General features: G+C 68.5%; 22 protein-coding genes. 13 read left to right on the top strand and 9 right to left on the bottom strand.

All coding sequences use genetic code 11. From position 1 onward, the window contains the following. Nucleotides 1-227: 227 nt before the first annotated feature. From ACFU3E_RS05855 to trxA, 7 genes are all read left to right on the top strand, one after another. A complete protein-coding gene (locus ACFU3E_RS05855) occupies nt 228-2,612 on the top strand; it encodes a DUF6049 family protein (protein WP_384152622.1) in 2,385 nt (794 codons plus the stop codon). A 43-nt stretch (nt 2,613-2,655) separates the two neighbouring features. Next, nucleotides 2,656-4,950, top strand: coding sequence for a murein biosynthesis integral membrane protein MurJ (gene murJ, locus ACFU3E_RS05850; RefSeq protein WP_384152619.1), 2,295 nt, complete (start codon nt 2,656-2,658; stop codon nt 4,948-4,950). 140 nt (nt 4,951-5,090) lie between these two features. Next, on the top strand, nt 5,091-6,788 hold the full coding sequence (locus ACFU3E_RS05845) for a protein kinase family protein (RefSeq protein WP_384152616.1): 1,698 nt from the start codon (nt 5,091-5,093) through the stop codon (nt 6,786-6,788). Between the two features lie 27 nt (nt 6,789-6,815). Next, nucleotides 6,816-7,541: an RNA polymerase sigma factor SigM gene (gene sigM, locus ACFU3E_RS05840; RefSeq protein ID WP_384152613.1), complete on the top strand. Its 726-nt coding sequence runs from the start codon at nt 6,816-6,818 to the stop codon at nt 7,539-7,541. Then, nucleotides 7,538-8,446, top strand: a complete 909-nt coding sequence (locus tag ACFU3E_RS05835) for an anti-sigma factor family protein (RefSeq protein WP_384152610.1) — start codon at nt 7,538-7,540, stop codon at nt 8,444-8,446. The genes sigM and ACFU3E_RS05835 overlap by 4 nt, the downstream gene beginning before the upstream one ends. Nucleotides 8,447-8,604: 158 nt before the next feature. Beyond that, on the top strand, nt 8,605-9,573 hold the full coding sequence (trxB, locus tag ACFU3E_RS05830; RefSeq protein WP_384152607.1) for a thioredoxin-disulfide reductase: 969 nt from the start codon (nt 8,605-8,607) through the stop codon (nt 9,571-9,573). Between the two features lie 45 nt (nt 9,574-9,618). Continuing rightward, a complete protein-coding gene (gene trxA / locus ACFU3E_RS05825) occupies nt 9,619-9,951 on the top strand; it encodes a thioredoxin (RefSeq protein ID WP_030847066.1) in 333 nt (110 codons plus the stop codon). Nucleotides 9,952-10,040: 89 nt separating this feature from the next. Here trxA and ACFU3E_RS05820 read toward each other — a convergent pair whose 3' ends face one another. The 9 genes from ACFU3E_RS05820 to rpmH form a co-directional block, all read right to left on the bottom strand. Continuing rightward, on the bottom strand, nt 10,041-10,658 hold the full coding sequence (locus tag ACFU3E_RS05820) for a GNAT family N-acetyltransferase (protein WP_384152604.1): 618 nt from the start codon (nt 10,656-10,658) through the stop codon (nt 10,041-10,043). A 310-nt stretch (nt 10,659-10,968) separates the two neighbouring features. Then, nucleotides 10,969-12,069, bottom strand: coding sequence for a ParB/RepB/Spo0J family partition protein (locus ACFU3E_RS05815; protein WP_384152601.1), 1,101 nt, complete (start codon nt 12,067-12,069; stop codon nt 10,969-10,971). Further along, the gene (locus tag ACFU3E_RS05810) at nt 12,066-13,142 is read right to left on the bottom strand and encodes a ParA family protein (protein WP_104779124.1); all 1,077 of its coding nucleotides are present in this window, start codon (nt 13,140-13,142) and stop codon (nt 12,066-12,068) included. The genes ACFU3E_RS05815 and ACFU3E_RS05810 overlap by 4 nt, the downstream gene beginning before the upstream one ends. 289 nt (nt 13,143-13,431) lie before the next feature. Next, nucleotides 13,432-14,148 (bottom strand): 16S rRNA (guanine(527)-N(7))-methyltransferase RsmG, encoded by a 717-nt coding sequence (gene rsmG, locus ACFU3E_RS05805; RefSeq protein WP_384152598.1) that lies wholly within the window; start codon nt 14,146-14,148, stop codon nt 13,432-13,434. Between the two features lie 125 nt (nt 14,149-14,273). Then, complete coding sequence (locus tag ACFU3E_RS05800; protein WP_053670147.1) at nt 14,274-14,786, bottom strand: R3H domain-containing nucleic acid-binding protein; 513 nt, start codon at nt 14,784-14,786, stop codon at nt 14,274-14,276. Between the two features lie 15 nt (nt 14,787-14,801). Next, entirely contained in the window at nt 14,802-16,088 is a 1,287-nt protein-coding gene (gene yidC, locus ACFU3E_RS05795; RefSeq protein ID WP_384152595.1) for a membrane protein insertase YidC, read from the bottom strand. A 3-nt stretch (nt 16,089-16,091) separates the two neighbouring features. Beyond that, the gene (yidD, locus tag ACFU3E_RS05790) at nt 16,092-16,466 is read right to left on the bottom strand and encodes a membrane protein insertion efficiency factor YidD (RefSeq protein WP_384152592.1); all 375 of its coding nucleotides are present in this window, start codon (nt 16,464-16,466) and stop codon (nt 16,092-16,094) included. Beyond that, complete coding sequence (rnpA, locus tag ACFU3E_RS05785; protein ID WP_078625383.1) at nt 16,463-16,834, bottom strand: ribonuclease P protein component; 372 nt, start codon at nt 16,832-16,834, stop codon at nt 16,463-16,465. The genes yidD and rnpA overlap by 4 nt, the downstream gene beginning before the upstream one ends. Nucleotides 16,835-16,855: 21 nt before the next feature. Beyond that, complete coding sequence (gene rpmH / locus ACFU3E_RS05780; protein WP_005482975.1) at nt 16,856-16,993, bottom strand: 50S ribosomal protein L34; 138 nt, start codon at nt 16,991-16,993, stop codon at nt 16,856-16,858. Nucleotides 16,994-17,367: 374 nt separating this feature from the next. On the opposite strand from rpmH, the gene dnaA reads away from it, so the two are divergent. The 6 genes from dnaA (at nt 17,368) to gyrB (ending at nt 26,848) form a co-directional block, all read left to right on the top strand. Continuing rightward, nucleotides 17,368-19,479 (top strand): chromosomal replication initiator protein DnaA, encoded by a 2,112-nt coding sequence (dnaA, locus tag ACFU3E_RS05775; RefSeq protein ID WP_384152588.1) that lies wholly within the window; start codon nt 17,368-17,370, stop codon nt 19,477-19,479. A 968-nt stretch (nt 19,480-20,447) separates the two neighbouring features. After that, entirely contained in the window at nt 20,448-21,578 is a 1,131-nt protein-coding gene (gene dnaN / locus ACFU3E_RS05770) for a DNA polymerase III subunit beta (RefSeq protein ID WP_384152584.1), read from the top strand. Between the two features lie 208 nt (nt 21,579-21,786). After that, nucleotides 21,787-22,662 carry a phosphogluconate dehydrogenase (NAD(+)-dependent, decarboxylating) gene (gene gnd / locus ACFU3E_RS05765; RefSeq protein ID WP_384152581.1) on the top strand — a complete coding sequence of 292 codons (876 nt, stop codon included), beginning with the start codon at nt 21,787-21,789 and terminating at the stop codon, nt 22,660-22,662. A 54-nt stretch (nt 22,663-22,716) separates the two neighbouring features. Further along, a complete protein-coding gene (gene recF, locus ACFU3E_RS05760; protein ID WP_384152577.1) occupies nt 22,717-23,838 on the top strand; it encodes a DNA replication/repair protein RecF in 1,122 nt (373 codons plus the stop codon). Next, entirely contained in the window at nt 23,835-24,368 is a 534-nt protein-coding gene (locus ACFU3E_RS05755; protein ID WP_384152574.1) for a DUF721 domain-containing protein, read from the top strand. The genes recF and ACFU3E_RS05755 overlap by 4 nt, the downstream gene beginning before the upstream one ends. A 407-nt stretch (nt 24,369-24,775) precedes the next feature. Next, on the top strand, nt 24,776-26,848 hold the full coding sequence (gene gyrB / locus ACFU3E_RS05750) for a DNA topoisomerase (ATP-hydrolyzing) subunit B (RefSeq protein ID WP_384152571.1): 2,073 nt from the start codon (nt 24,776-24,778) through the stop codon (nt 26,846-26,848). The last annotated feature ends 21 nt before the right edge of the window (nt 26,849-26,869 follow it).

Below are 26,869 nucleotides of genomic sequence, written 5' to 3'. Positions count from 1 at the left end.
TCTTATTCCGTACGCAGAACCTTGGGGACACGTCCGCTATACGTGCACAAGCCGAGCTCTTGAGCCATAAGGAGCTGCCACCCTCGATAGGGTCACATAACGGATACCGCGGTGTCCGCCCGCGATCTTGTGGAGCGGACCGCGGCACTTCCCCTCAGCGGGCATCGTTACCATGCGTGGACGCACATTCCGACGACCACTGACGACGACGAGGGACGGACGAGCGCGTGGCCGAGGCGGCAGACTTCCAGGGGGCCAGTGCCTCACCTGCCCGCCGCTGGCTGCGGCGCACCGGAGCACTGCTCGCCGGCGCGCCCCTGCTGGCCGGAATCTTCCAGTTGCCTGCCGCAGCGCCTGCGGACGCGGCCGGTCAGGAGTCCCTGCAGGCTGCCTCCAGCGCGGGCTCGGTGTCGGTCGCGATCGACTCACTCAGTCCCAGCACCCCCTCCGAGGGGGACACGGTCACCGTGTCGGGCACGGTGACCAACAACGGCAAGCAGACGGTCACCGGCGCCCACGTCGACCTGCGGGTGGGGCCCCCACTCCAAACCCGCTCGGCGATCGACACCCTGGCCAAGAAGAGCGACGACCTCCAGGGGGCCTCCGGCGAGAAGGTCGGCGGCAAGTACACCGAGAAGTTCTCCGCGCTCACTCCCGGCGTCGCGGAGCCCTTCAGCATCTCCGTGCCGGCCGACAAGCTGGATCTCGGCCGCGACGGCGTCTACCAGCTGGCCGTCGCACTCTCCGGAGAGACCTCGGCGCAGCCCTGGGACCAGCTTCTCGGCATCCAGCGCACGTTCCTGCCGTGGCAGCCGGAAGAGCCCGGCACCAGGACGAAGACCACGTTCCTGTGGCCCCTCGTCTCCAGCGCCCACATGGCGGCCGAGACGGGGTCCAACGAGCAGCAGACGCCGGTCTTCCGCGACGACGAGCTCGCCGAGGAGATCGCCCCGGGCGGCCGTCTCGACCAGATGGTGTCGCTGGGCAAGGGCCTCGACGTCACCTGGGTGGTCGACCCGGACCTGCTGGCATCCGTCGACGCGATGACGGACAGCTACCAGGTCCGCGGTGCGGACGGCACTACCAGCCCAGGCCGGAACCAGGAGGTCGCCAAGAACTGGCTGGCCGAGCTCCAGCAGGCGGTCACGGGTGAAGAGGTGGCCGCCCTGCCGTTCGGCGACCCGGACCTGGCCTCCCTCGCCCACAACGGCACGAACGTCGCCGGCTCACTGAGTCACCTCAAGGAGGCCACCGACGTCGCCGAGGAGACAGTGGACACGATCCTCCACGTGAAACCCTCCACGGACTTCGTCTGGCCGGTGGACGGCGCCATCGACCCGTCGATCGTGAAGGTCGCCACGTCCGCGGGCGCGGACAAGGTGATCACCCGCAGCGACAGCCTCCAGGACAACCTGTCCTACACGCCGTCCGCTGCCCGTCCCATCGGCGGCGGCACCACAGCGGTGGTCGCGGATTCCCGGATGTCCACGGCCTTCCAGGGCGACCTGACGAAGGCCTCCGCCTCCACACTCGCCGTGCAGCGTTTCCTGGCCCAGAGCCTGACGCTCGGCCTGCAGACCGGCAAGCAGCGCAGCGTCGTCGTCGCCCCGCAGCGCATGCCCTCCGTGAGTCAGGCGCAGGCCATGGCTGAGGCCCTGGGAGCCCTCCAGGGCGGGAACTGGTCCGAGTCGCAGGACCTCACGGCCGCCGCCAAGGCCAAGCCGGACCCCGCTGCCAACACGAGGGTGCCGTCGGCCTCCGCGTATCCCTCCTCGCTGCGCAAGCAGGAGCTGCCGCGGGCCGCATTCGAGCAGATCGCCAGGACCCAGGACAAGCTCGACAAGTTCAAGGTGATCCTTACCCGTCAGTCCCGGGTGGTGACCCCGTTCGGGCGGGCCATGAACCGCGAGATGTCGACGTCGTGGCGCGGCCGGGGCGTCGCGGCGGTGGGCTACCGCGATGGCATGGAGTCGTACCTCAACGGACTCATCGACGGGGTCAAGCTGATCCAGAAGTCGGAGACCAAGCTCTCCGGCCGCAGCGCCACGATCCCCGTGACGGTGCAGAACAACCTGGTCCAGGGCGTCGAGCACCTGGAGCTGCGGCTCACGTCGAAGAACCCCACGCGACTCAAGATCGGCGGAGACGCCTACGAGGTGCAGCGCGTCACCGTCGACGGCGGCCACGCCCAGTCGGTGAAGTTCACCACGTCGGCCAACGCCAACGGCCGGGCGGAAGTCGTCGCCCAGCTGTACACGGAGGACGGCCAGAAGTACGGCGCCCCGGTCACCTTCGACGTGAAGGTCACCGAGATCACGCCCACGGTGATGCTGGTCATCGGCGGTGGCGTCCTGCTCCTGGTCCTCGCGGGCTTCCGGATGTACACCCAGCGCAAGCGCGCCGCCGCCCATGAGGCCGCCGAGGACGACACCGCCGAGGCGGACGACGTGATCGACGGCCCGCAGAACCCGGAGGCCTCCGGCGCACGTCTCCAGGGGGAGTCCGAGGCAGGCTCACGGGCAGACGCCCCCGAGCAGCCGAGTGACCCGGCCCCGGACACCGCAGCGGAAAGCGCCGACCCGTCCGGCACGGGTGAGAGAGTGGACCGTTGAGAAGTCGTGGCCGGTGGGCCCGGGACGATGAGGTGGGGTAAGCATGAACGCGCCGTACGACGGTGACCGCGGCCGTGCCGCGGGCAGCTCGGGCTACCCCGATGCGGGCGGGCCCGAGGGTTCACCGCCCGAGCACGGCCAGGTGCCGCCGCAACCGCCCGCGGACACGTACCTCCAGGACGCCTACGGCCAGGACCCCTACCGGGCACAGGACCTCTCCGCCCAGGACCCTGTCGGCGAGGCGCTCTACGACCGTGCCGCGCACCCGCCGCCCGCACCCGGCTCGTACCAGCCGCAGCAGCCGCTGTACGGCCGGCCGCCGCAGTCGCCGTACGCACCGGACCCGCAGGTGTGGGCGCAGACGCCGGCACCGGAACCGGAGGGTCCCACGCGGCATCTGCCGTACGGCGACGACCCCCGCACCACCCGGTTCGTGGGCGTGGACGACCTCGTCTCCGAGGCGGGCGAGCCCCGCCAGGAGCCGGACGCGTTCGCGCACCTCTTCCGGGACCAGCAGCAGAGCAGTGGTCACCCGTCGTACGAGTCGCCGTCGGTCCCCGGCCCGTCCCCGGCACCGGGGCAGATGGCACAGGGCCCGTACGCACCGCAGGACCAGTACGCGGCTACCGGCCAGACCACTGCGACACCGCCCCTCGTGGACGAGGCGCCGGCTCCTGAGCCCGCTGCCACATCCGCCCCGAAGAAGGGCGGCCGCGCCGCGGGCCTGATGAAGTCCAGTGCCGTGATGGCGGCGGGCACGATGGTCTCCCGCCTCACCGGCTTCATCCGCTCCGCGCTGATCGTCTCGGCGCTGGGCGTCGGCCTTCTCGGTGACACCTTCCAGGTCGCCTACCAGCTGCCGACGATGATCTACATCCTCACCGTCGGCGGTGGTCTCAACTCCGTCTTCGTGCCGCAGCTCGTGCGCGCGATGAAGGAGGACGACGACGGCGGCGAGGCCTACGCCAACCGCCTGCTCACCCTGGTCATCGTGACGCTCGGCGCACTCACCGCCCTCTCGGTCCTCGGCGCGCCGCTCCTGATCCATGCGCTGTCCGATCCGGTCGCCAGCGACCCGGCGGCGAACCAGGTCGCGGTCACCTTCGCCCAGTACTTCCTGCCCACGATCTTCTTCATGGGCATCCACGTGGTGATGGGCCAGATCCTCAACGCCCGCGGCAAGTTCGGCGCGATGATGTGGACGCCGGTCCTGAACAACATCGTCATCATCGTGACGCTGGGCATGTTCATCTACGTCTACGGCACCGCGGCCGACTCGGGGATGAAGGCCACGACCATCCCGCCGGAAGGCCAGCGCCTGCTCGGCATCGGCGTCCTGCTCGGCCTCGTGGTCCAGGCGCTGGCGATGATCCCTTATCTGCGCGAGACCGGCTTCCGCCTGCGGCTGCGCTTCGACTGGAAGGGCCAGGGCCTCGGCAAGGCCATCACACTCGCCAAGTGGACGGTCCTGTTCGTCCTCGCCAACCAGGCGGGTGCCATGATCGTCATCCAGCTGTCCACCGCAGCGGGCAAGGCCTCACCGGTCGACGGCACCGGCTTCGCCGCCTACGCCAACGCACAGCTGATCTGGGGCCTGCCGCAGGCCATCATCACGGTCTCCCTCATGGCCGCCCTGCTGCCGCGCCTGTCGCGCTCGGCGGCCGAGGGCGACGGGGGCGCCGTCCGCGACGACATCTCCCAGGGTCTGCGCACCACGGCGGTCGCGATCGTGCCGATCGCGTTCGGGTTCCTGTCCCTCGGCATCCCGATGTGCACGCTGATGTTCGGCTCCTCGGGCACCAGCGAGGCCACCAACATGGGCTTCATGCTGATGGCGTTCGGTCTCGGCCTGATCCCGTACTCCGTGCAGTACGTGGTCCTGCGCGCCTTCTACGCCTACGAGGACACCCGAACTCCCTTCTACAACACGGTTATCGTGGCCGCGGTCAACGCGGGCGCATCGGCGCTCTGCTTCTTCGTCATCCCGTCCCGCTGGGCTGTGGTCGGCATGGCCGCCTCGTACGGCCTGGCCTACACGATCGGCGTCGGCGTCGCCTGGCGCCGGCTGCGCAAGCGGCTCGGCGGGGACCTCGACGGCGCCCGCGTCCTGCGGACGTACGCCCGGCTGTGCATCGCGTCGGTCCCGGCCGCCCTGCTCAGCGGCGCGGCCTGCTACGGCATCGGGCATTCCCTCGGCCAGGGCCCCGCGGGCTCGCTCGCCGCGGTTCTGGCAGGCAGCGCCGTGCTGCTCGGGGTCTTCTTCATCGCTGCCCGCCGCATGCGCATCGAGGAACTCAACTCGCTGGTCGGCATGGTCCGCGGACGCCTGGGACGGTGAGTCGGGGGGTAGGCGCACAACCATCGTCAGCCACCGTGTGTCGTGCATAGCGGCGGACTGTGGGCACAATTGGTTTCGGCTTCGGACGGCACGCACTGGATGCCGGCCGGCGCGCAATGGATGGGGAGGCAGGAACGACGGTGGCGGAACGGAGTACGGCTGCCGTCGACGTGGCAGACAACAGCGACGAGACGTCGCTGACCGCACAGGCGGACCAGTCCACGGCCGACGGGGTGGCCAAGAACCGGGAGCGGGACACGGACAGCGACGAGGTACAGGAGAGCACCCGGACCGACGGTGCCGGAACGACCTCGCCGCCCGAACTGCACAGTGGTCACAAGCTCGCCAGACGCTACCGCCTCGAGGAGTGCGTCACCCGTCTGGACGGTTTCAGCAGTTGGCGTGCCGTGGACGAGAAGCTCCGCCGTGCCGTCGGCGTGCACATCCTGCCCGCCGACCACTCGCGGGCCCGCTCCGTACTGGCGGCCGCCCGCTCCTCCGCCCTCCTGGGTGACCCGCGTTTCGTCCAAGTGCTGGACGCCGTGGAGGAGAACGACGTCGTATACGTCGTCCACGAGTGGCTTCCCGACGCGACGGAACTGACGACGCTCCTCGCCTCCGGCCCTCTGGAGCCCTACGACGCCTACCAGATGGTCAGTCAGGTTTCCTCCGCCATGGCCGCAGCCCATCGTGAGGGACTCGCCCATCTCCGGCTGAACCCCAACGCCGTGCTGCGCGCCTCGACCGGCCAGTGGCGCATCCGCGGCCTCGCCGTGAACGCCGCCCTGCGCGGCGTCGCATCCGACACCCCGCAGCGCACCGACACGGAGGCCATCGGCGCCCTGCTGTACGCGGCGCTCACGCAGCGCTGGCCGTACGAGAGCGACGCCTACGGCCTGTCGGGCCTGCCGAAGGACATCGGCCTGATCGCGCCCGACCAGGTGCGGGCCGGCGTGCACCGCGGCCTGTCCGAGCTCTCCATGCGCGCGCTCGCCAACGACGGCGCCACCGCCTCCCGGCACGAGTCGCCGTGCACCACGCCGGAGGAGTTGGTGAAGGCGATCGGCGAGATGCCCCGCATCCGCCCGCCGGAGCCGGCGTTCACCGCCCCGCCCGAGTACCAGCGCACGACGTACCAGCAGGGCACGTACGGCCGCCAGGCCCCGCATCCCGGCGCCACCCAGCCGGTCCCGACGCCGCCGCCCCCGCTCCAGAGCCGCACGGGCAAGGCCCTGAAGTGGGCCGTCTCCGCGCTCCTGATCGCCGCGCTGGGCCTTGGCAGCTGGCAGCTGGCGGACGCGCTGATGGACCAGGGCGGCAAGAACGAGGGCCCGGGCCAGACGCAGACGGACGACGGGAACGACAAGAGCCCGAAGAAGCCTGCATCCGGCAAGCCCATCGCCATCAGCGGTGCCCGCGACTTCGATCCTCTCGGGGATCAAAGAGAGAAGCCGTCGGACATAGGGAAGGTCTACGACAACAGCACGGCCACCTACTGGCAGACGGACTTCTACCTGAGCACGGACTTCGGCCGTCTGAAGTCGGGCGTCGGCATCATCCTCGACCTCGGTAAGACCCAGAACGTCGGGAAGGTGACCGTCACGTTCGAGGGGGACACCTCAGTCGAGCTCCGCAGCGCGAGCGCGAAGGCGGGCTCGGAGCCGACATCCCTCGACGACTACTCCACGGTGGCCGAAGGTTCGGGGACGACCGTCCAGCTCAAACCCGGCAAGACGCTCAAGAGCCGGTACCTCCTGGTGTGGCTGACGAAGCTGCCGTTGCAGCCGGATGAGGGCAAGTGGCGCGGCAGGGTGGCGGACATCAAGGTGACCAGCTGACGGCATCTGCCTCGAGGAAGGAGGCCGATGGCAGACGGCACCGGATATGACGGAGTGAGCGATCAGGATCTGCTCGCCCGGCACGTCGAAGGCGACCCCGACGCCTTCGGTGAGATCGTGCGGCGGCATCGCGACCGGCTCTGGGCCGTCGCGCTGCGGACGCTCGGCGACCGCGAGGAGGCCGCTGACGCCGTGCAGGACGCCCTCGTGTCCGCCTACCGGGCCGCCCACACCTTCCGGGGCCAGTCGGCCGTCACGACGTGGCTGCACAGGATCACGGTGAACGCCTGCCTGGACCGCGCCCGCAAGGCGAGCTCCCGGAAGACCTCTCCCGTCGACGACACCGAGCGCCTGGAACAGCTGCTGGAGCCGCACGAGTCGGCCTCGGCCCCCGCCGAGCGCAACGATCTCCACCGGCAGCTCATCGAAGCCCTGGGAACCCTGCCGGCCGACCAGCGTGCCGCGCTCGTCCTGGTGGACATGCAGGGCTACCCGGTCGCAGAAGCGGCCCGCATTCTCGACGTGCCGACCGGCACGGTGAAGAGCAGATGTGCGCGCGGAAGAGCCAGACTCCTGCCGCTGCTCACCCACCTACGGCCGGACAGCAGTGGTGAGGGCAAGAACCCCGGCGGAGAACGGAACCGGACGCAGGGGCCAGCCGTCCCACCCGCAGCGGGGCCGCGCCGAGCGGGACCCCCGGACACAGGACCGAGCGACTCAGCTGCAGTGAAGGGCGGAGGTGGACGAGCGTGACGTCGACGACAGACATGGCCGGGCACCCGGACGTCGCGGAGATCTCCGACCTCGCCGAGGGACTCCTCCCGCCGGCCCGAACCACCGATCTGCGCCGGCACCTGGACGAGTGCGAGCTCTGCGCGGACGTGTACGCCTCCCTGGCGGAGATCCGCGACCTGCTCGGCACGCTGCCGGGTCCGCCGCGCATGCCCGCCGATGTCGCGGGCCGCATCGATGCCGCTCTCGCCGCCGAGACACTGCTGAACGCCAAGGGCTCGGAGTCCACGGAGAGCCCCGAGCCGGTGAGTGCTCTCCGTTCCTCTTCCGAAGACGACAGCGGTACGCATGTTTCACGTGAAACATCGTCGCCCCCTGACCGGCCTGTCGGCCGCCCCCGCGCTTCCACAACCGGGCCGGGCCGCAAGGGCCGCACGCGCGTCGGACGCCGCAGGATCGCCGTTCTGGGGACCGTCTTCACGGTGGCCGCCCTGGGGCTGGGCTCCGTCCTGCTCTCGTCGCTCGGCGATGACACCGCGGGCGAACGGCAGACGACCGCCACGGACACCTTCTCCGAGGGGAAACTGCAGAAGCAGGTCACCGGTCTCCTGGCCGAGAACAAGACCGAGGGCGGCGGCTCCCGCACCCCCTTCGGCGCGGCGACGGCCCCCGGTACCAACCAGCCCAAGGTCTTCAGGGAAGCCGTGGTGCCCGGCTGCGTCCGCGCCGGCATCGGGCGCGACGATGCGGCCCTTGCCACCGAGAACGGCACCTATCAAGGGAAGAAGGCCATGCTCGTGCTGCTTCCCGACGCTTCCGACGCCAGTCGGGTCACCGCCTACATTGTCGACGCCACCTGTGTGGATCACGCGGCCTCCACCGCCGTCGGCGAGGTGCTCCTGGAGCGCACCTACCCGTCCACCTGAGCGAGCGCTTCGCCTTCGCCACGGGGGCTTGGTGCCGCATCTCCGTGTGCCCGGACACAGTGGGAATGCGCGCCCCTTAGGATCCGTTGGGTGGGGTGAGAGCTCCTAGAAGGCTCCCACCGGTCGAACGACGCAGTCCAGAGACGAGGAATCCAGCCGTGAGCGACGTCCGTAACGTGATCATCATCGGCTCCGGGCCCGCCGGCTACACGGCGGCGCTCTACACCGCGCGCGCGTCGCTGAAGCCACTGGTGTTCGAGGGCGCCGTCACCGCGGGTGGTGCGCTCATGAACACCACCGACGTCGAGAACTTCCCGGGCTTCCAGGACGGCATCATGGGCCCCGAGCTCATGGACAACATGCGCGCCCAGTCGGAGCGCTTCGGAGCCGAGCTCGTCCCGGACGACATCGTGAACGTCGACCTGAGCGGTGAGATCAAGACCGTCACGGACACGTCCGGCACGGTGCACCGGGCGAAGGCCGTCATCGTCGCCACCGGCTCTCAGCACCGCAAGCTCGGTCTGCCGAACGAGGACGCTCTCTCGGGCCGTGGCGTGTCCTGGTGCGCCACCTGTGACGGGTTCTTCTTCAAGGACCAGGACATCGCCGTGATCGGTGGTGGCGACACCGCGATGGAGGAGGCCACCTTCCTCTCGCGGTTCGCCAAGTCCGTGACCGTCGTCCACCGTCGCGACACCCTTCGGGCCTCCAAGACCATGCAGGAGCGTGCCTTCGCCGACCCGAAGATCTCGTTCGTGTGGGACAGCGAGGTCGCCGAGATCCAGGGCGACCCGAAGCTCTCGGGTCTGAAGCTGCGCAACCTCAAGACCGGTGAGATCTCGGACCTGCCCGTGACCGGACTGTTCATCGCCATCGGCCACGACCCGCGCACCGAGCTCTTCAAGGGCCAGCTCGACCTGGACGAAGAGGGGTATCTGAAGGTGGACGCGCCGTCGACGCGCACGAACCTGACTGGTGTCTTCGCTGCCGGCGACGTGGTCGACCACACCTACCGTCAGGCGATCACCGCGGCCGGGACCGGCTGCTCCGCAGCCCTCGATGCTGAGCGCTACCTCGCCGCCCTGGCGGGCGAGGAGCAGCCCGAGCCCGAGAAGACCTCTGTCTGACCTCTCCCTACCCGCCCCACGCACCAACCAGTTAAGGAGCCCGCCGTGGCCGGCACCCTGAAGAATGTGACCGACGACTCCTTCGAGCAGGACGTCCTCAAGAGCGACAAGCCTGTTCTGGTGGACTTCTGGGCCGCCTGGTGCGGCCCTTGCCGCCAGATCGCGCCGTCCCTCGAGGCGATCGCCTCCGAGTACGGCGACAAGATCGAGATCGTCAAGCTGAACATCGACGAGAACCCGGGTACGGCCGCCAAGTACGGCGTCATGTCCATCCCGACCCTGAACGTCTACCAGGGTGGCGAGGTCGCCAAGACCATCGTGGGCGCGAAGCCGAAGGCCGCGATTGTTCGCGACCTCGAGGAGTTCATCGCCGAGTGAATCGACTGACCCGTCGCCCCGACGGGTCATGTTTCACGTGAAACACGAATGGGCCAACCCGGACGGGTTGGCCCATTCGTTTGCCAGCGCTACAGCGGTCGCAGGGCCGGCTCCTTCTGCACGGCTCCCAGAAGCCGGTCCAGCGCCATCTCGACATCTTCCTTCCAGGAGAGCGTCGACCTCAGTTCCAGCCTCAGCCTGGGATGGATGGGGTGCTGGCGGACCGTCTTGAAGCCGACAGCCAGAAGATGATCGGCGGGCAGCACACAAGCAGGCTCCTTCCAGCGCGCGTCTCCGAAGGCCTCGATCGCCTTGAACCCGCGCCGCAGCAGATCCTTGGCGACCGTCTGAACCATCACCCGGCCCAGTCCCTGCCCCTGGTAGCCCGGCACGATGAACGCGGTGATCAGCTGCACCGCGTCAGGCGACACGGGACTCGTGGGAAACGCCGTGGAGCGGGGGACATAAGCGGGTGGGGCGTAAAGAACGAAGCCCACCGGCACGTCGTCGACGTACACGACCCGCCCGCAGGATCCCCAGTCCAGTAGAACCGCTGAGATCCAGGCTTCCTTCTCCGGAGCCGATGTACCCGCCTTCAGCGCGGCCTCACCGCTGACCGGGTCGAGTTCCCAGAAGACGCACGAGCGGCAACGCTTGGGAAGGTCCTGGAGGTTGTCCAGCGTGAGCGGTACGAGCCGGCGGCCCATGAAGGCTGATCCTCGCTTCCTTCGCCCGCCGCCGCGTCGCGGGCGGCTGTCAGAGCGCTCCGTTCCCTGAGGAGACTGCCGATGAACCCACCGACCGCTCCCAGCCCCAAACCGGCGCTCACCAGTCCGGTGCGGCTCATGGTTCGCATGGCCCCTGCCTACCTCTCAGAGGTGCTGCCGAGTGGTTGCGCCGTACCCGAACGCATCGTATCCACGATGCGATTCCATCGATACCGCCAGAAAGGAAAGAGCGGACCATGTTCCGGCACACACCGGACACGGCCCGCTCTGTCTCCTGCACAGCAGAGACTCAGGACTCGTCGTCCTCGGTATCACCCTCCAGAAGACTCTTCTGCAGGACCGGCCCCTCGCCAGGAGCGAGTGAGCCGAGGATCCGCTCAAGATCCTCCATCGAGGCGAACTCGACAGTGATCTTGCCCTTCTTCTGCCCCAGGTCGACCTTCACTCGCGTCTCGAAGCGGTCCGAGAGCCGCGTCGCCAGATCGGACAGCGCAGGAGAGACCCGGGCACCGGCACGCGGGCCCTTGGGCTTCTGAGCCTTCTGGGGCCGCGATCCCATCAGGGTCACGATCTCCTCGACGGCCCGCACCGAGAGACCTTCGGCCACGATGCGGTGAGCCAGCCGGTCCTGCTCCTCCGAGTCCTCGACAGAGAGCAGCGCCCGTGCATGACCGGCAGAGAGCACCCCGGCGGCGACCCGGCGCTGCACGGCCGGCGAGAGCTTCAGCAGACGCAGGGTGTTGGAGACCTGCGGACGGGATCGGCCGATGCGGTCCGCCAGCTGGTCATGCGTGCAGTTGAAGTCCCGCAGCAACTGGTCGTAGGCGGCTGCCTCTTCCAGCGGGTTCAGCTGGGCGCGGTGCAGGTTCTCCAGCAGGGCGTCCAGAAGGAGCTTCTCGTCCTCCGTGGCCCGCACGATCGCCGGGATCGCCTCCAGCCCAGCCTCGCGGCAGGCTCGCCAGCGGCGCTCACCCATGATGAGCTCGTACCGGGCGGGACCGACCTGCCGTACCACGACCGGCTGGAGGAGCCCCACTTCCTTGATGGAGGTGATCAGCTCGGACAGCGCGTCCTCGTCGAATACCTCACGAGGCTGGCGTGGGTTCGGCGTGATGGAGTCGAGGGGGATCTCGGCGAAGTGCGCACCCATCGGCGCCGCCGGCGCGGCGGGGGCACTCAGCGGCGTCGGCTCCTCTGTTTCACGTGAAACAGACGGCAGAGTCGCCACCTTCGCCGCGGCCACACCACGATCATTCGGCAGCGCGGGCACTGCCGCGGGGGACGTGGATGCAGTGTTTCCCGCCGCGGCCTGGGCCACCGACTTCTCCGTCGGTGCAGCAGGGATCAGTGCGCCGAGACCACGGCCCAGCCCCCTCCGTCGCTCGCTCACTGGATGCCCTCCACCATGCTCGGGTCGTTCTGCTGTACGCCGATATGGGCGTGCGTCGCGTCATAGCTGATGCCGACGCCCTTCAGCGCGATCTCTCGTGCCGCCTCAAGGTAGGAGAGGGCACCACTCGATCCTGGATCGTAAGTCAGTACCGTCTGCCCATAACTCGGCGCCTCCGAGATACGGACGGAGCGGGGGATGCTTGTCCGCAGTACCTCGTCACCGAAGTGGGTGCGCACCTCTTCCGCGACCTGCGACGCGAGGCGTGTCCTGCCGTCGTACATGGTGAGCAGAATCGTCGATACGTGCAGGGCGGGGTTGAGGTGCCCCCGCACCAGGTCGACGTTGCGCAGCAGCTGCCCGAGACCCTCCAGTGCGTAGTACTCGCACTGGATGGGGATCAGAACTTCCTGGCCCGCCACGAGCGCGTTGACCGTCAGGAGACCGAGTGAGGGCGGGCAGTCGATGAGGATGTAGTCCAGCGGCTGCTCGTACGCCTGGATCGCGCGCTGAAGCCTGCTCTCTCGCGCCACCAGGGACACCAGCTCGATCTCCGCACCGGCGAGATCGATCGTGGCAGGGGCGCAGAAGAGACCCTCGACATCGGGGACCGGCTGGACGACCTCGGAGAGAGGCCTACTATCCACCAACACGTCGTAGATGGAAGGAACTTCGGCGTGGTGGTCGATCCCCAGCGCGGTGGACGCATTGCCTTGTGGGTCGAGGTCGACCACCAGGACCCGGCCACCGTGCAGTGCCAGCGATGCGGCAAGGTTGACGGTCGTCGTCGTCTTGCCCACACCGCCCTTCTGGTTGGCAACCACGATGATTCGGGTCTGCTCGGGCCGTGGCAGGCCCTCGCCGGCACGACCCAGAGCCTCCACCGCCAGTTGGGCAGCACGACCGATGGGAGTGTCGTCCATCGGAGGCGGTGTTTCACGTGAAACATCCGCCCCCATCGACTCGGTACGGGGACCGGGGACCGGATCGGTCATCGGTCCCGCGATGTTGGCGTCGGACCGCAAGGATTCACTCTCCTCGACTTCAGGCTCGCAATGAACAGAGCCTCCCATGTCTTCGGGGTCGTGAACCAGTGAGGCCTGGCGTTCTGTGGAGAAATCCACCTCTGTGGATACCTCAGGCCCCTCATCGAGTGAACCAAGAGGCTTTCGGTCGCGGGGTTCGGCCGCAGCGCGGCCACGACTGATGATGCCGTGCAGCAGTGAGCGACGTTTCACGTGAAACACGATGCACAGCCGCGGAGGCCGGAATGTCGCGACACTCCGGCACGCATAGGTTTGACAGCTTGTGTGGAGTACGTCTCGTCCTCAGGACGGATCAGTGCGTTCGATACGGTTCAGCTCAGCGTCGACGACGCGTCCGCCCCGTGCGAGCCGCCTTGGCGCGCTTCGCGGCGAAGCGCACACCGCCGGGACTCTCCCCGACCTCGACCCGTACGACAGTGGACATCGGCTCCACAACGCCCTCACCCACATGCAGGATGGATGTCTCCACCGCGCCCAGCTTGCTGAGTGCAGCCGACGCGCTCTTCAGCTCCTCCTCGGCGGTGTCACCCTTGAGTGCGAGCATCTCCCCGTACGGCCTCAGCAGCGGGATGCCCCAGGTGGCGAGCCGGTCGAGCGGCGCGACAGCACGGGCCGTCACCACATGGACAGGCTGGATCTTGCCCATGACCTCTTCGGCCCGGCCACGCACGACGGTGACATGATCGAGCCCGAGCAGTTCCACGACCTCGGAGAGGAAATTGGTGCGCCGCAGCAGCGGCTCCAGGAGCGTGATCTTCAGGTCGGTACGGACCAGCGCCAGCGGAATGCCGGGGAGACCGGCGCCCGAGCCGACATCGCACACCGTCACGCTGTCGGGCACGACCTCCGAGAGCACGGCGCAGTTCAGCAAATGCCGCTCCCACAGGCGGGGCACCTCACGCGGGCCGATGAGACCGCGCTGCACGCCCGCCTCAGCGAGCAGCTCGGCGTACCGCACCGCATCCGCGAAGCGATCACCGAACACCTCGCGCGCCTGCTCGGGCGCGGGGGGAAGCTCCGCTGCCTCCGTCACGGGGGACCGTCCTTCCGTACCGCGTCGGCGCACCCGGCGCCGACACCGAAACCACCAGAACTATCAGGCTGACAAAGTTCGGCCCCGCCTGCGCAACAGACGGGGCCGGGGAACGTAAGGGCCGATCAGGCGGGCAGCACGACGACGAAGCGCTGCGGCTCCTCGCCCTCGGACTCGCTGCGCAGGCCCGCGGCCTTGACCGCGTCGTGCACGACCTTGCGCTCAAAGGGCGTCATCGGCTTCAGCTTGACGGCCTCACCGCTGCTCTTGGCCTCCGCGGCGGCCTTGGCGCCCAGCTCGGAGAGCTCCGAGCGCTTCTGTGCCCGGTACCCCGCGATGTCGAGCATCAGCCGGCTACGGTCACCGGTCTCCCGGTGCACGGCCAGACGGGTGAGCTCCTGGAGCGCCTCCAGCACCTCGCCGTCACGGCCGACCAGCTTCTGCAGATCGCGGCCGCCCGTGTCGCTGATGATCGAGACGGAGGCCCGGTCGGCCTCGACGTCCATGTCGATATCGCCGTCGAGGTCGGCGATGTCGAGCAGACCCTCCAGGTAGTCCGCCGCGATCTCGCCTTCCTGCTCCAGGCGAGTCAGGGTGTCTGCACCCTCGGCAGCGGCGGAGGTGGTGCCTTCCGTCACGGGATGGACTCCTTCTTACTTCTTGGACGGGGACTTGGGCCGCTGCGGACCCTTGCGCTGTCCGGACTGGGCCTTGCTGCGGGTACCGCCGGCGGGCTTCGCGCCGCCCTTCTTGGCAGCGGCGGCGGGCTTGGCGTCCTCGGGCTCGTCGGACTTGGTCAGCGACGTCTTCGGCTCGTCCTCACCGGCTGCCTTCGCGCCGGCTCCGCCGTGCTGACGCTGCGACTTGCTCTGCCGCTTGGGCTGCTGGCGCTTCGGTGTACCGGTGGCGGTGGTCGGCGTACCGTCCTCGGCCTGGGCTGCGGCCGCGGTGTCGCTCTTGATCACGGTGCCGTCGGCCTGGGCGGCGAGGCCGGCCTTGCTCAGGCCGTTGATGAACTTGCGCTCGTACTCGTTGCGGTCGCGGCCCTTGGCGACGATCGCCTTCACGACGGCCTTGTCACGGCGCCGGCTGACCTTGTTGTGCTCCATGACGTACTTGTGCAGGCGCTCCAGGTACGAGGCCTGAGCCTTGGAACCCGGGGTCGGGTTGTTGTGGATGACGTACATCTGCTGGCCCATGGTCCACACGTTGGTGGTCAGCCAGTAGACGAGGACACCCACGGGGAAGTTGATGCCGAAGACGGCGAACATGACGGGGAAGACGTACATCAGCATCTTCTGCTGCTGCATGAACGGCGTCTTCACCGTGGTGTCGACGTTCTTCGTCATCAGCTGGCGCTGGGTGAAGAACTGCGACGCCGACATCAGGACGATCATGATGGCGGTGACCACGCGGACGTCGGTGAGGGAGGCACCGAGTGCTTCCACCTTCGACGAGCTGTCGGTGAACTTCGCCGCCAGCGGCGCACCGACGATGTGCGCCTTCTGCGCGCTCTGCAGCAGGCTGTCGTTGATCACGCCGATGGTGTCGTTCGACGCGATGCTGTTGAGCACGTGGTACAGGGCGAAGAAGAACGGGGACTGCGCCAGGATGGGAAGGCACGAGGAGAGCGGGTTGGTGCCCGTCTCCTTGTACAGCTTCATCATCTCTTCGGACTGACGCTGCTTGTCGTTCTTGTAGCGCTCCTGGATCTTCTTCATCTCGGGCTGGAGCGTCTGCATCGCCCGGGTCGCCTTGATCTGCTTCACGAAGAGCGGGATCAGGCAGATACGGATCAGGATCACCAGGGACACGATCGACAGGCCCCAGGCCCAGCCGGTGTCGGGGCCGAAGAGGGCGCCGTACACCGAGTGGAACTGGACGATGACCCAGGAGACGGGTGTGGTGATAAAGCTGAAGAGGCTGGCAATCGTGTCCACTAATCATGCTCCTTGGGCATGGGACGGTGTCTCTGCGGCCGGGCTCGAAGGACTCGACGGTCTCGTGGGAGAAGTCTGTCCCTCGGTGGCCGGGTCGGCGGCGGAGGGCCCGCCCTTGCGTGCACGCCACGCGTGACGCAACATTTCGTGCCACCGCGGACGCTTACGCGGAGGAACATGGTCCACACCGCCCAGCGACCACGGATTGCACCGCAGGATGCGCCAGGCCGTGAGCGCCGTGCCCTTGACGGCACCGTGCCGGTCGATGGCCGTGTAGCCGTAGTGGGAGCACGACGGGTAGTACTTGCAGACCGGCCCGAGCAGCGGACTGATCGTCCACTGGTAGAGCTTGATCAGAGCCAGCAGCGGGTACTTCATCGCGCGCCCCCTCCCAGCAACCGCTGGAGAGCGGCATCCAGGTCTCGGGCCAGCTGTGCATGGTCGGCGTCGCCCGATCCGGGCAGCGCTCGTACGACTACCAGGCTACCGGGGGGCAGCTGGGCGACTCGCTCGCGCATCAGGTGGCGAAGCCTGCGCTTCACCTTGTTGCGCACGACCGCGCCACCCACTGCTTTGCTCACGACGAAACCCGCACGCGTCGGGGGAGCGCTCTCCCCAGGCGCATGCGGGTCCGTGGCACCGCTTCGAAGGTGGACGACGAGGTGCGGGCGTCCTGCCCGGCGGCCTCGCCGTACCGCGGTCGCGAAGTCCTCGCGCCGCCTCAGCCGGTTCTCGGTGGGCAGCACGACGTCATGACCTGATCGGGATCAGGCGGACAGGCTGGCGCGGCCCTTGCTGCGACGGTTCGCGAGAATCGCGCGGCCGGCACGGGTACGCATCCGCAGGCGGAAGCCGTGGGTCTTCGCGCGACGACGGTTGTTCGGCTGGAAGGTGCGCTTGCTCACTCGGGGGCTCCAGAAAGAATCGGTGGTTGCGGGGTGCCGTCCTGGCTGTCACCGTGCGCCCACGAGTAGCTCGCAGTTACGCCCGAGTGCACCGCTGACCGATCACCCAAATGATCTGTGCCCATCGGAGGCAGGCGGCAGCAGCCATCGACAACTCGACCTGGTTACGGTACGCGCGGCTACGCCATCCGGTCAAACCAGGAGCCGCCGGGAGACACTTGTCCACAGCCTGGGGACAACGACTTGAACCGCAGTGGCCGCCCTGACTACCGTGACGGAACTCCGATTCGTTCCCTTATCCCTGCCCCACCCGATTTACATCCCGAGCCGTCCCAGAACCACACGTTCGTGGGACCTGTGAGAGAGCGTGCCCTGTGGCTGACGTACCTGCCGATCTTGCCGCAGTGTGGCCACGCGTATTGGAGCAGCTCCTCGGGGAGGGCCGCGGCCAAGGGGTCGAAGGGAAGGACGAGCACTGGATCCGGCGCTGCCAGCCGCTCGCGCTGGTCGCGGACACCGCCCTGCTCGCCGTACCGAACGAATTCGCGAAGGGCGTACTCGAGGGCCGGCTGGCGCCGATCGTCAGCGAGACGCTGAGCCGCGAGTGCGGCCGCCCGATCCGGATCGCGATCACCGTCGACGACTCTGCGGGCGAGCCCCCCGCCACGCCGGCGCCCCCGGCCCGCCCCCAGCCGCGCTACGAGGAGCCCGAGCTTCCGGCCGCACGCCACGACCGCGACGGATACGACCGCCCCGACCGCGACGGATACGACCGCCCCGACCGCGATGCCTATGACCGCCAGGACCGCCAGGACCGCGACGGATACGAGGGCTACGGCCGCCACCGCGCCGATCAACTGCCCGGACCAACCGGCGATCAGCTTCCTCCTACGCGCGCAGATCAACTTCCCACAGCCCGGCCCGCCTACCCGTCCGAGTACCAGCGCCCCGAGCCCGGCGCCTGGCCGCGACCGCAGCAGCAGGACGAGTACGGCTGGCAGCAGCAGCGCCTCGGCTTTCCCGAGCGTGACCCGTACGCGTCACCCGCGCACGACTCGTACGGCACCCAGGACCAGTACAACCCGCAGGATGCATACGGCTCCGGCTCCGGCTCCGGCTCCGGCTCCCATGACGCCTACGGGACGAAGGACACCTACGGGTCCAAGGACCCCTCCTACGGCCCGCCTTCCCCCGACGCATACGGGGGCTCCCCCTCGCAGGACTACCGCCCGCAGGCCATGGAGCGTCCCTCCTACGAGCAGCAGCGCTCCGACTACGACGCGCCACGCCCCGACTACGACCAGCGCGACCCGGTGCGCCGGGAGCCGCCCGAGACACCGGCCGGCTCGGGGCACGTGCACCGGGGCGGCCCGGTCGGCCCGAACCTGCCGACGACCGGTGCGCCGGGGCCGCTGGCCGCGCAGCCCGCACCGGCGACCGGCCCGGGTGAGCCCACCGCGCGTCTGAACCCGAAGTACCTCTTCGACACGTTCGTGATCGGCGCCTCCAACCGCTTCGCGCACGCGGCCGCGGTCGCTGTGGCCGAGGCGCCGGCGAAGGCGTACAACCCCTTGTTCATCTACGGGGAGTCCGGTCTCGGCAAGACGCACCTGCTGCACGCGATCGGGCACTACGCGCGCAGCCTCTACCCGGGCACGCGGGTGCGGTACGTGAGTTCGGAGGAGTTCACCAACGAGTTCATCAACTCCATCCGCGACGGCAAGGGCGACAGCTTCCGCAAGCGGTACCGCGAGATGGACATCCTGCTCGTCGACGACATCCAGTTCCTGGCGGACAAGGAGTCGACGCAGGAGGAGTTCTTCCACACCTTCAACACACTTCACAACGCCAACAAGCAGATCGTGCTGTCCAGCGACCGGCCGCCGAAGCAGCTGGTGACGCTGGAGGACCGGCTGCGGAACCGTTTCGAGTGGGGCCTGATCACGGACGTCCAGCCCCCCGAGCTGGAGACGCGGATCGCGATCCTCCGCAAGAAGGCGGTGCAGGAGCAGCTGAACGCGCCGCCGGAGGTGCTGGAGTTCATCGCGTCCCGGATCTCGCGCAACATCCGCGAGCTGGAGGGCGCACTGATCCGGGTCACGGCCTTCGCCTCGCTCAACCGGCAGCCGGTGGACCTGGGCCTGACGGAGATCGTCCTCAAGGACCTCATCCCCGGCGGCGAGGACTCGGCCCCCGAGATCACCTCCACGGCCATCATGGGCGCGACGGCGGACTACTTCGGGCTGACCGTCGAGGACCTGTGCGGCACCTCGCGCGGCCGCGCCCTGGTCACCGCCCGGCAGATCGCCATGTACCTGTGCCGTGAGCTCACCGACCTGTCGCTGCCGAAGATCGGCGCGCTGTTCGGCGGCCGCGACCACACGACGGTCATGCACGCGGACCGCAAGATCCGCAACCTGATGGCCGAGCGCCGCTCCATCTACAACCAGGTCACAGAGCTGACCAACCGCATCAAGAACGGCTGACGGCGACGCCGGTACGCCGCTGAGGGCGCTCCCTGAGGTTTCGGGGGCGCCCTTTCTCCCTGTGCAGGGGGCTTCCAAGACCCCGCCAGGTCTCCGTATGGAGGGGACTTCCGGCTCCGCCGAGCCCGCGCCGAGCCCGCCAAGGCGGATCACCGGCCCTCACCCCAGGCACCCAGCCGCAACCCGCTGTTCGATTAATCGCCGGGTTACGGCCTCCCTCCACAGATTCGGGGACTTTCTGCCGTCCACATCCTGGGGACCGGGGAGTTGTCCAGATCGTGTCCACAGCGGCCGCTGTTGAAAGACCATCAGACCAGCTCAGGTCCTTGTGGATTCGTGGACAAAGGATCTCCACAGACTGTGGACGACGAGATGATCCACAGGCTGTGCACCGAGTTGTCCACCGGCCACCCACAGGCTGGGGGGAGTTGTCCCCAGCAAGCGGCTCCTTCTCCACATGCCTGTCCACTGTTCGGCAACGCGACGCACCTCCTCACCGGGTCGAGTGAAAGGCGTCACACAAAGGTGCCGGGTTGGGCTGTGGGAAAGCTGGGTAAAGCTGGGGACGGCGCTGGGGAGAACTCGCCTCACCCTGTGCACGGCGTGTGCAGAACTTTCTGTTCTCCACAGATACGCCCAGTTGTCCACCGCCTCCACCCACAGGCCCCGTGGACAAAATTCCTGCCCTGAGCTGGGCAAACGAGGTTATCCACGGTATCCACAGGCCCTACTACTACTCCCGACTAGAGAGAGCTGGGAATCCGTTTCGAAGGGGGCCCTGTGCACAACTCGCTCTCCGGTGCCCGACCGCACCTCGTCACGACTTGACCCCGAGAGGCACCTACTGTCAGTGCGGTGCGTCAGACTGGTCCCCGGTGTCCTCCCCGTCACAGGGACCGTCGGCACCGAGACAGACGACGAGGGCCAGGCAGAGCGAGAAGCGCCGGCAACAGCAGGAGGCGGCAACAGTGAAGATCCGGGTGGAACGCGACGTACTCGCGGAGGCAGTGGCCTGGGCGGCACGCAGCCTCCCGGCCCGTCCGCCGGCGCCTGTCCTCGCCGGCCTGCTGCTGAAGGCCGAGGAAGGCCAGCTGAGCCTGTCCAGCTTCGACTACGAGGTCTCCGCACGGGTGTCCGTGGAGGCCGAGGTCGACGAGGAGGGCACGGTCCTGGTCTCCGGCCGCCTGCTCGCGGACATCTGCCGGGCGCTCCCGAACCGTCCGGTGGAGATTTCCACAGACGGTGTACGGGCGACGGTGGTCTGCGGCTCGTCGCGGTTCACACTCCACACGCTGCCGGTGGAGGAGTACCCGGCCCTGCCCCAGATGCCGAACGCGACGGGCACGGTCCCCGGTGAGGTTTTCGCCTCCGCCGCCTCCCAGGTCGCCATCGCGGCCGGCCGTGACGACACGCTGCCCGTCCTCACCGGTGTCCGCATCGAGATCGAGGGCGACACGGTCACGCTGGCGTCCACCGACCGCTACCGCTTCGCGGTCCGCGAGTTCCTGTGGAAGCCGGAGAACCCGGAAGCCTCCGCGGTCGCCCTGGTGCCCGCCAAGACGCTCCTGGACACGGCCAAGGCCCTGACCAGCGGTGACCAGGTGATCCTGGCGTTGTCCGGCTCGGGCTCCGGCGAGGGCCTGATCGGTTTCGAGGGCGCGGGGCGCCGTACGACGACCCGTCTGCTGGAGGGCGACCTCCCGAAGTACCGCACGCTGTTCCCGACGGAGTTCAACAGCGTCGCCGTCATCGAGACCGCCCCCTTCGTGGAGGCTGTCAAGCGCGTGGCCCTGGTCGCCGAGCGCAACACCCCGGTGCGGCTCAGCTTCGAGCAGGGCGTGCTCATCCTGGAGGCAGGTTCCAGCGACGACGCACAGGCTGTGGAAAGGGTTGACGCGCAGCTCGAGGGCGACGACATCTCGATCGCCTTCAATCCGACGTTCCTGCTGGACGGCCTGAGCGCGATCGACTCCCCGGTGGCCCAGCTGTCGTTCACGACGTCCACCAAGCCCGCGCTGCTCAGCGGCAAGCCGGCGCTGGACGCCGAGGCGGACGAGGCCTACAAGTACCTGATCATGCCGGTGCGCCTCAGCGGCTGATCCCGTCCGAGGGCGGGTGAGGCGCCGAGGATCGCCGGTCGGTTGTCCACAGGCTGAGGGCAAATCCGCAGGTGGGGGCGTACGAGTGAGCGCGTATGCCCACAGATGTGCGCGAGCGTCCGGGTTTAGGCTCGGACGCGGGTACGAGAGTGCCTCGCGGTACGCACGTGCCGCCACGCCACGTCGCAGAACCTAAGGAACACAACTGATGGAGCTCGGTCTCGTCGGCCTCGGCAAGATGGGCGGCAACATGCGCGAGCGGATCCGCCGCGCAGGTCACACCGTCCTCGGATACGACCGCAACCCGGACCTCGCCGATGTCCACAGCCTGGAAGAGCTTGTGGGCAAGCTCAGCGCCCCGCGCGTGATCTGGGTGATGGTCCCGGCCGGTGAGGCCACGCAGAGCACGATCGACGTGCTCGCCGAGCTGCTGGAGCCCGGTGACGTCGTCGTGGACGGCGGCAACTCCCGCTGGACCGACGACGAGAAGCACGCGGAGGAGCTGGCCGCCAAGGGCATCGGTTTCGTCGACTGCGGGGTCTCCGGCGGCGTCTGGGGCCTGGAGAACGGTTACGCGCTGATGTACGGCGGTGGCAAGGAGAACGTCGCCAAGGTGCAGCCGGTCTTCGACGCCCTCAAGCCGGAGGGTGACTTCGGCTCTGTGCACGCCGGCAAGGTCGGGGCGGGCCACTTCGCGAAGATGGTCCACAACGGCATCGAGTACGCGATGATGCAGGCTTACGCCGAGGGCTGGGAGCTCCTGGAGAAGGTCGATTCCGTGACCGACGTCCGGGAGGTCTTCCGCTCGTGGCAGGAGGGCACGGTCATCCGCTCCTGGCTGCTCGACCTCGCGGTCAACGCGCTCGACGAGGATGAGCACCTGGACGAGCTGCGGGGTTATGCACAGGACTCCGGCGAGGGACGCTGGACTGTGGAGGCCGCCATCGACAACGCGGTGCCGCTGCCGGCGATCACCGCGTCGCTGTTCGCGCGGTTCGCCTCCCGCCAGGAGGACTCGCCCCAGATGAAGATGATCGCGGCGCTGCGGAACCAGTTCGGCGGCCACGCGGTCGAGAAGAAGTAGTCCACAGGGCTGCACGGCAGTCCACGAACGTCCGGGGAGGTCGGCGAAACGACCATGCACGTCACGCATCTGTCGCTGGCCGACTTCCGCTCGTACCCCGGGGTCGAGGTCCCGCTCGATCCCGGTGTGACGGCCTTCGTCGGGCCGAACGGGCAGGGCAAGACCAACCTCGTCGAGGCCGTCGGCTATCTCGCCACTCTGGGCAGCCACCGGGTCTCCTCCGACGCCCCCCTGGTCCGCATGGGCGCCGAGCGCGCGATCATCCGGGCCCAGGTCCGCCAGGGCGAACGGCAGCAGCTGATCGAGCTGGAGCTGAATCCGGGGCGCGCCAACCGGGCCCGTATCAACAGGTCCTCGCAGGTCAGGCCGCGGGACGTGCTGGGGATCGTGCGGACCGTGCTGTTCGCGCCCGAGGATCTCGCACTGGTCAAGGGCGACCCCGGTGAGCGGCGCCGCTTCCTCGACGAGCTGATCACCGCGCGCTCGCCGCGCATGGCCGGGGTGCGCTCCGACTACGACCGGGTCCTCAAGCAGCGCAACACCCTGCTGAAGTCGGCCGCGCTGGCGCGACGGCACGGCGGCCGCGCCATGGACATGTCCACCCTGGACGTGTGGGACCAGCATCTCGCGCGCGCGGGTGCCGAGTTGCTCGCCCAGCGCTTGGACCTGATCGCCACGATCCAGCCGCTGGCCGACAAGGCCTACGAGCAACTCGCCCCCGGCGGCGGCCCGATCGCGCTGGAGTACAGGCCGTCCGCGCCGGGCGAGGCGCACACGCGCGAGGATCTCTTCGAGCAGCTGATGGCCGCGCTCGCCGAGGCCCGCAAGCAGGAGATCGAGCGCGGCGTCACCCTGGTCGGCCCGCACCGGGACGACCTCCAGCTCAAGCTCGGCCAGCTTCCCGCCAAGGGCTACGCCTCCCACGGTGAGTCCTGGTCCTACGCGCTGGCGCTGCGCCTGGCCTCGTACGACCTGCTCCGAGCTGAGGGCAACGAGCCGGTGCTGGTGCTCGACGACGTCTTCGCCGAGCTGGACACCCGCCGCCGTGAGCGTCTTGCCGAACTGGTCGCGCCCGGCGAGCAGGTCCTGGTGACGGCCGCGGTGGACGACGACGTGCCGCATGTGCTGTCCGGGGCGCGGTTCGCCGTGTCCGAGGGGACGGTGGAGCGCGTATGACGGAGAACACACCTGGTGCCCCGAAGCCCCCCGAGCCCTCCGGTGTCGACCTCGCGCGTGTGGCGCTGCGCGCCGCCAAGGAAGCCGCACGTGCGCGGGGGGACGCGGCGCAGCAGAAGAAGCAGGCGCGCCGCGGCGGTCTGCGCTCCGGCGCGCGTGCCGACGGGCGCGACCCCATGGCGCTCGGCTCCGCGATCAACCGGCTGATCACGGAACGCGGCTGGGAGGCGCCGGCCGCGGTGGGCGGTGTGATGGGCCGCTGGCCGCAGATCGTCGGCGAGGACGTGGCCAAGCACTGTGTGCCGGAGAGGTACGACGAGGACGAGCACGTCCTGACGGTGCGCTGTGACTCGACGGCCTGGGCGACGAACCTCCGGCTGCTCGCGCCCACGCTGGTCGCGCGCCTCAACGAGGACCTGGGCCACGGCAGGGTGAAGCTGATCAAGGTGCAGGGCCCGGGCGGCCCCGCTCGCCGCTACGGTCCGCTGCGTGCCCCCGGCAGTACCGGTCCGGGCGATACTTACGGCTGACCGGCACCGGTTTCCCACGCGTCGACAGTGCGTGACTGACTTCACATTCAGGGCTTCCGTCTGCCCTTTCGGAGGGGTGGCTGCCCGCTCGTCGTGTGCCCGCACACGGTTGCGAATCGCGACCTGACTCCGAAGTAGCCAAGGGTTGACGGTCGGAAGCGCTGAGTGCCGCCGTGAGCCTCTTGGAGCCCCCATCCGTATATCGGGAGTCGGACGAGACCCGTCGAGGGCGGCACATGCGGACTCAGGTACCGGCAAACCCCCATCAGTGTCAGTGCTACCGGTAGACTGGAAGCAATCCCGCCCCAATCGTGGGGACCGTCCGGGAAAAGCTGAGCAACGCTGATCAAGGCTTACCAACGCAACATGCCGCAGCCGCTCCGGCAACCCGCCGACGAGCCTGGCTCGTGCTGTGCCAGAAAGGGCGCTTCGTGGCCGATTCCGGCAACCCCAACGAGAACATCCCGTCCACCGAGGCCCCGGCCGGAGTCGCCGAGGCCTCCGTAACGGCGTCGTACGATGCCAGTGCCATCACCGTCCTCGAGGGTCTGGACGCGGTCCGCAAGCGACCCGGTATGTACATCGGCTCGACCGGTGAGCGAGGACTGCACCACCTCGTGTACGAGGTCGTCGACAACTCGGTCGACGAGGCGCTGGCCGGTCACGCGGACACCATCGACGTGACGGTCCTCGCCGACGGCGGAGTCCGGGTCGTCGACAACGGCCGTGGCATCCCGGTGGGCATCGTCGCCTCCGAGGGCAAGCCGGCCCTCGAGGTCGTGCTGACCGTGCTGCACGCGGGCGGCAAGTTCGGCGGTGGCGGCTACGCGGTCTCCGGCGGTCTGCACGGCGTGGGTGTCTCCGTCGTGAACGCGCTGTCCTCGAAGGTCGCCGTCGAGGTCAGGACCGACGGCCACCGCTGGACGCAGGACTACAAGATGGGCGTCCCCACGGCGCCGCTCGCCAAGCACGAGGCCATCGAGGAGACCGGCACCTCGGTCACCTTCTGGGCCGACCCGGACATCTTCGAGACCACCGACTACTCCTTCGAGACGCTCTCGCGGCGCTTCCAGGAGATGGCGTTCCTCAACAAGGGCCTCACCATCAGGCTCACCGACGAGCGCGAGTCCGCGAAGGCCACCTCCGGGGCGGACGAGGCGGGCGCGGACGAGACCGCCGAGGTCAAGACGGTCACGTACCACTACGAGGGCGGCATCGTCGACTTCGTGAAGTACCTCAACTCCCGCAAGGGCGAGGCGGTGCACCCCACCGTCATCGACCTGGAGGCCGAGGACAAGGACAGGCAGCTGTCCCTCGAGGTCGCCATGCAGTGGAACGGCGGCTACACGGAGGGCGTGTACTCCTTCGCCAACATCATCCACACCCATGAGGGCGGTACGCACGAAGAGGGCTTCCGCTCCGCGCTGACCTCGCTGATCAACAAGTACGCGCGCGACAAGAGGCTGCTGCGCGAGAAGGACGACAACCTCACGGGTGACGACATCCGCGAGGGTCTGACGGCGATCATCTCGGTGAAGCTGAGCGAGCCCCAGTTCGAGGGTCAGACGAAGACCAAGCTGGGCAACACCGAGGCCAAGACCTTCGTGCAGAAGGTCGTCTACGAGCACCTCGCGGACTGGCTGGACAGGAACCCGAACGAGGCCGCGGACATCATCCGCAAGGGCATCCAGGCGGCCACCGCGCGCGTGGCGGCCCGCAAGGCCCGTGACCTCACCCGTCGCAAGGGTCTGCTGGAGACCGCGTCCCTGCCGGGCAAGCTCTCCGACTGCCAGTCGAACGATCCCACCAAGTGCGAGATCTTCATCGTCGAGGGTGACTCCGCCGGCGGCTCGGCCAAGTCCGGCCGCAACCCGCAGTACCAGGCGATCCTCCCGATCCGCGGCAAGATCCTGAACGTCGAGAAGGCGCGGATCGACAAGATCCTGCAGAACCAGGAGATCCAGGCGCTGATCTCGGCCTTCGGCACCGGAGTCCACGAGGACTTCGACATCGAGAAGCTGCGCTATCACAAGATCATCCTGATGGCTGACGCCGACGTCGACGGCCAGCACATCAACACCCTGCTGCTGACCTTCCTGTTCCGCTTCATGCGGCCCCTGGTCGAGGCCGGGCACGTGTACCTCTCCCGACCGCCGCTCTACAAGATCAAGTGGGGCAAGGACGACTTCGAGTACGCGTACTCCGACCGCGAGCGCGACGCCCTGATCGAGATGGGCCGCAACGCGGGCAAGCGCATCAAGGACGACTCCGTGCAGCGCTTCAAGGGCCTCGGAGAGATGAACGCCGAGGAACTGCGCATCACGACCATGGACCAGGAGCACCGCGTCCTCGGCCAGGTCACCCTCGACGACGCCGCCCAGGCCGACGACCTGTTCTCGGTCCTCATGGGCGAGGACGTCGAGGCCCGCCGCGCGTTCATCCAGCGCAACGCCAAGGACGTCCGCTTCCTCGACATCTGAGTCGGTCTCAGCTGACCGCAC

The organism is Streptomyces sp. NPDC057424 (genome assembly GCF_042803315.1).
Taxonomy (GTDB): domain Bacteria; phylum Actinomycetota; class Actinomycetes; order Streptomycetales; family Streptomycetaceae; genus Streptomyces.
This window is presented reverse-complemented; position numbering and strand designations above follow the sequence as displayed.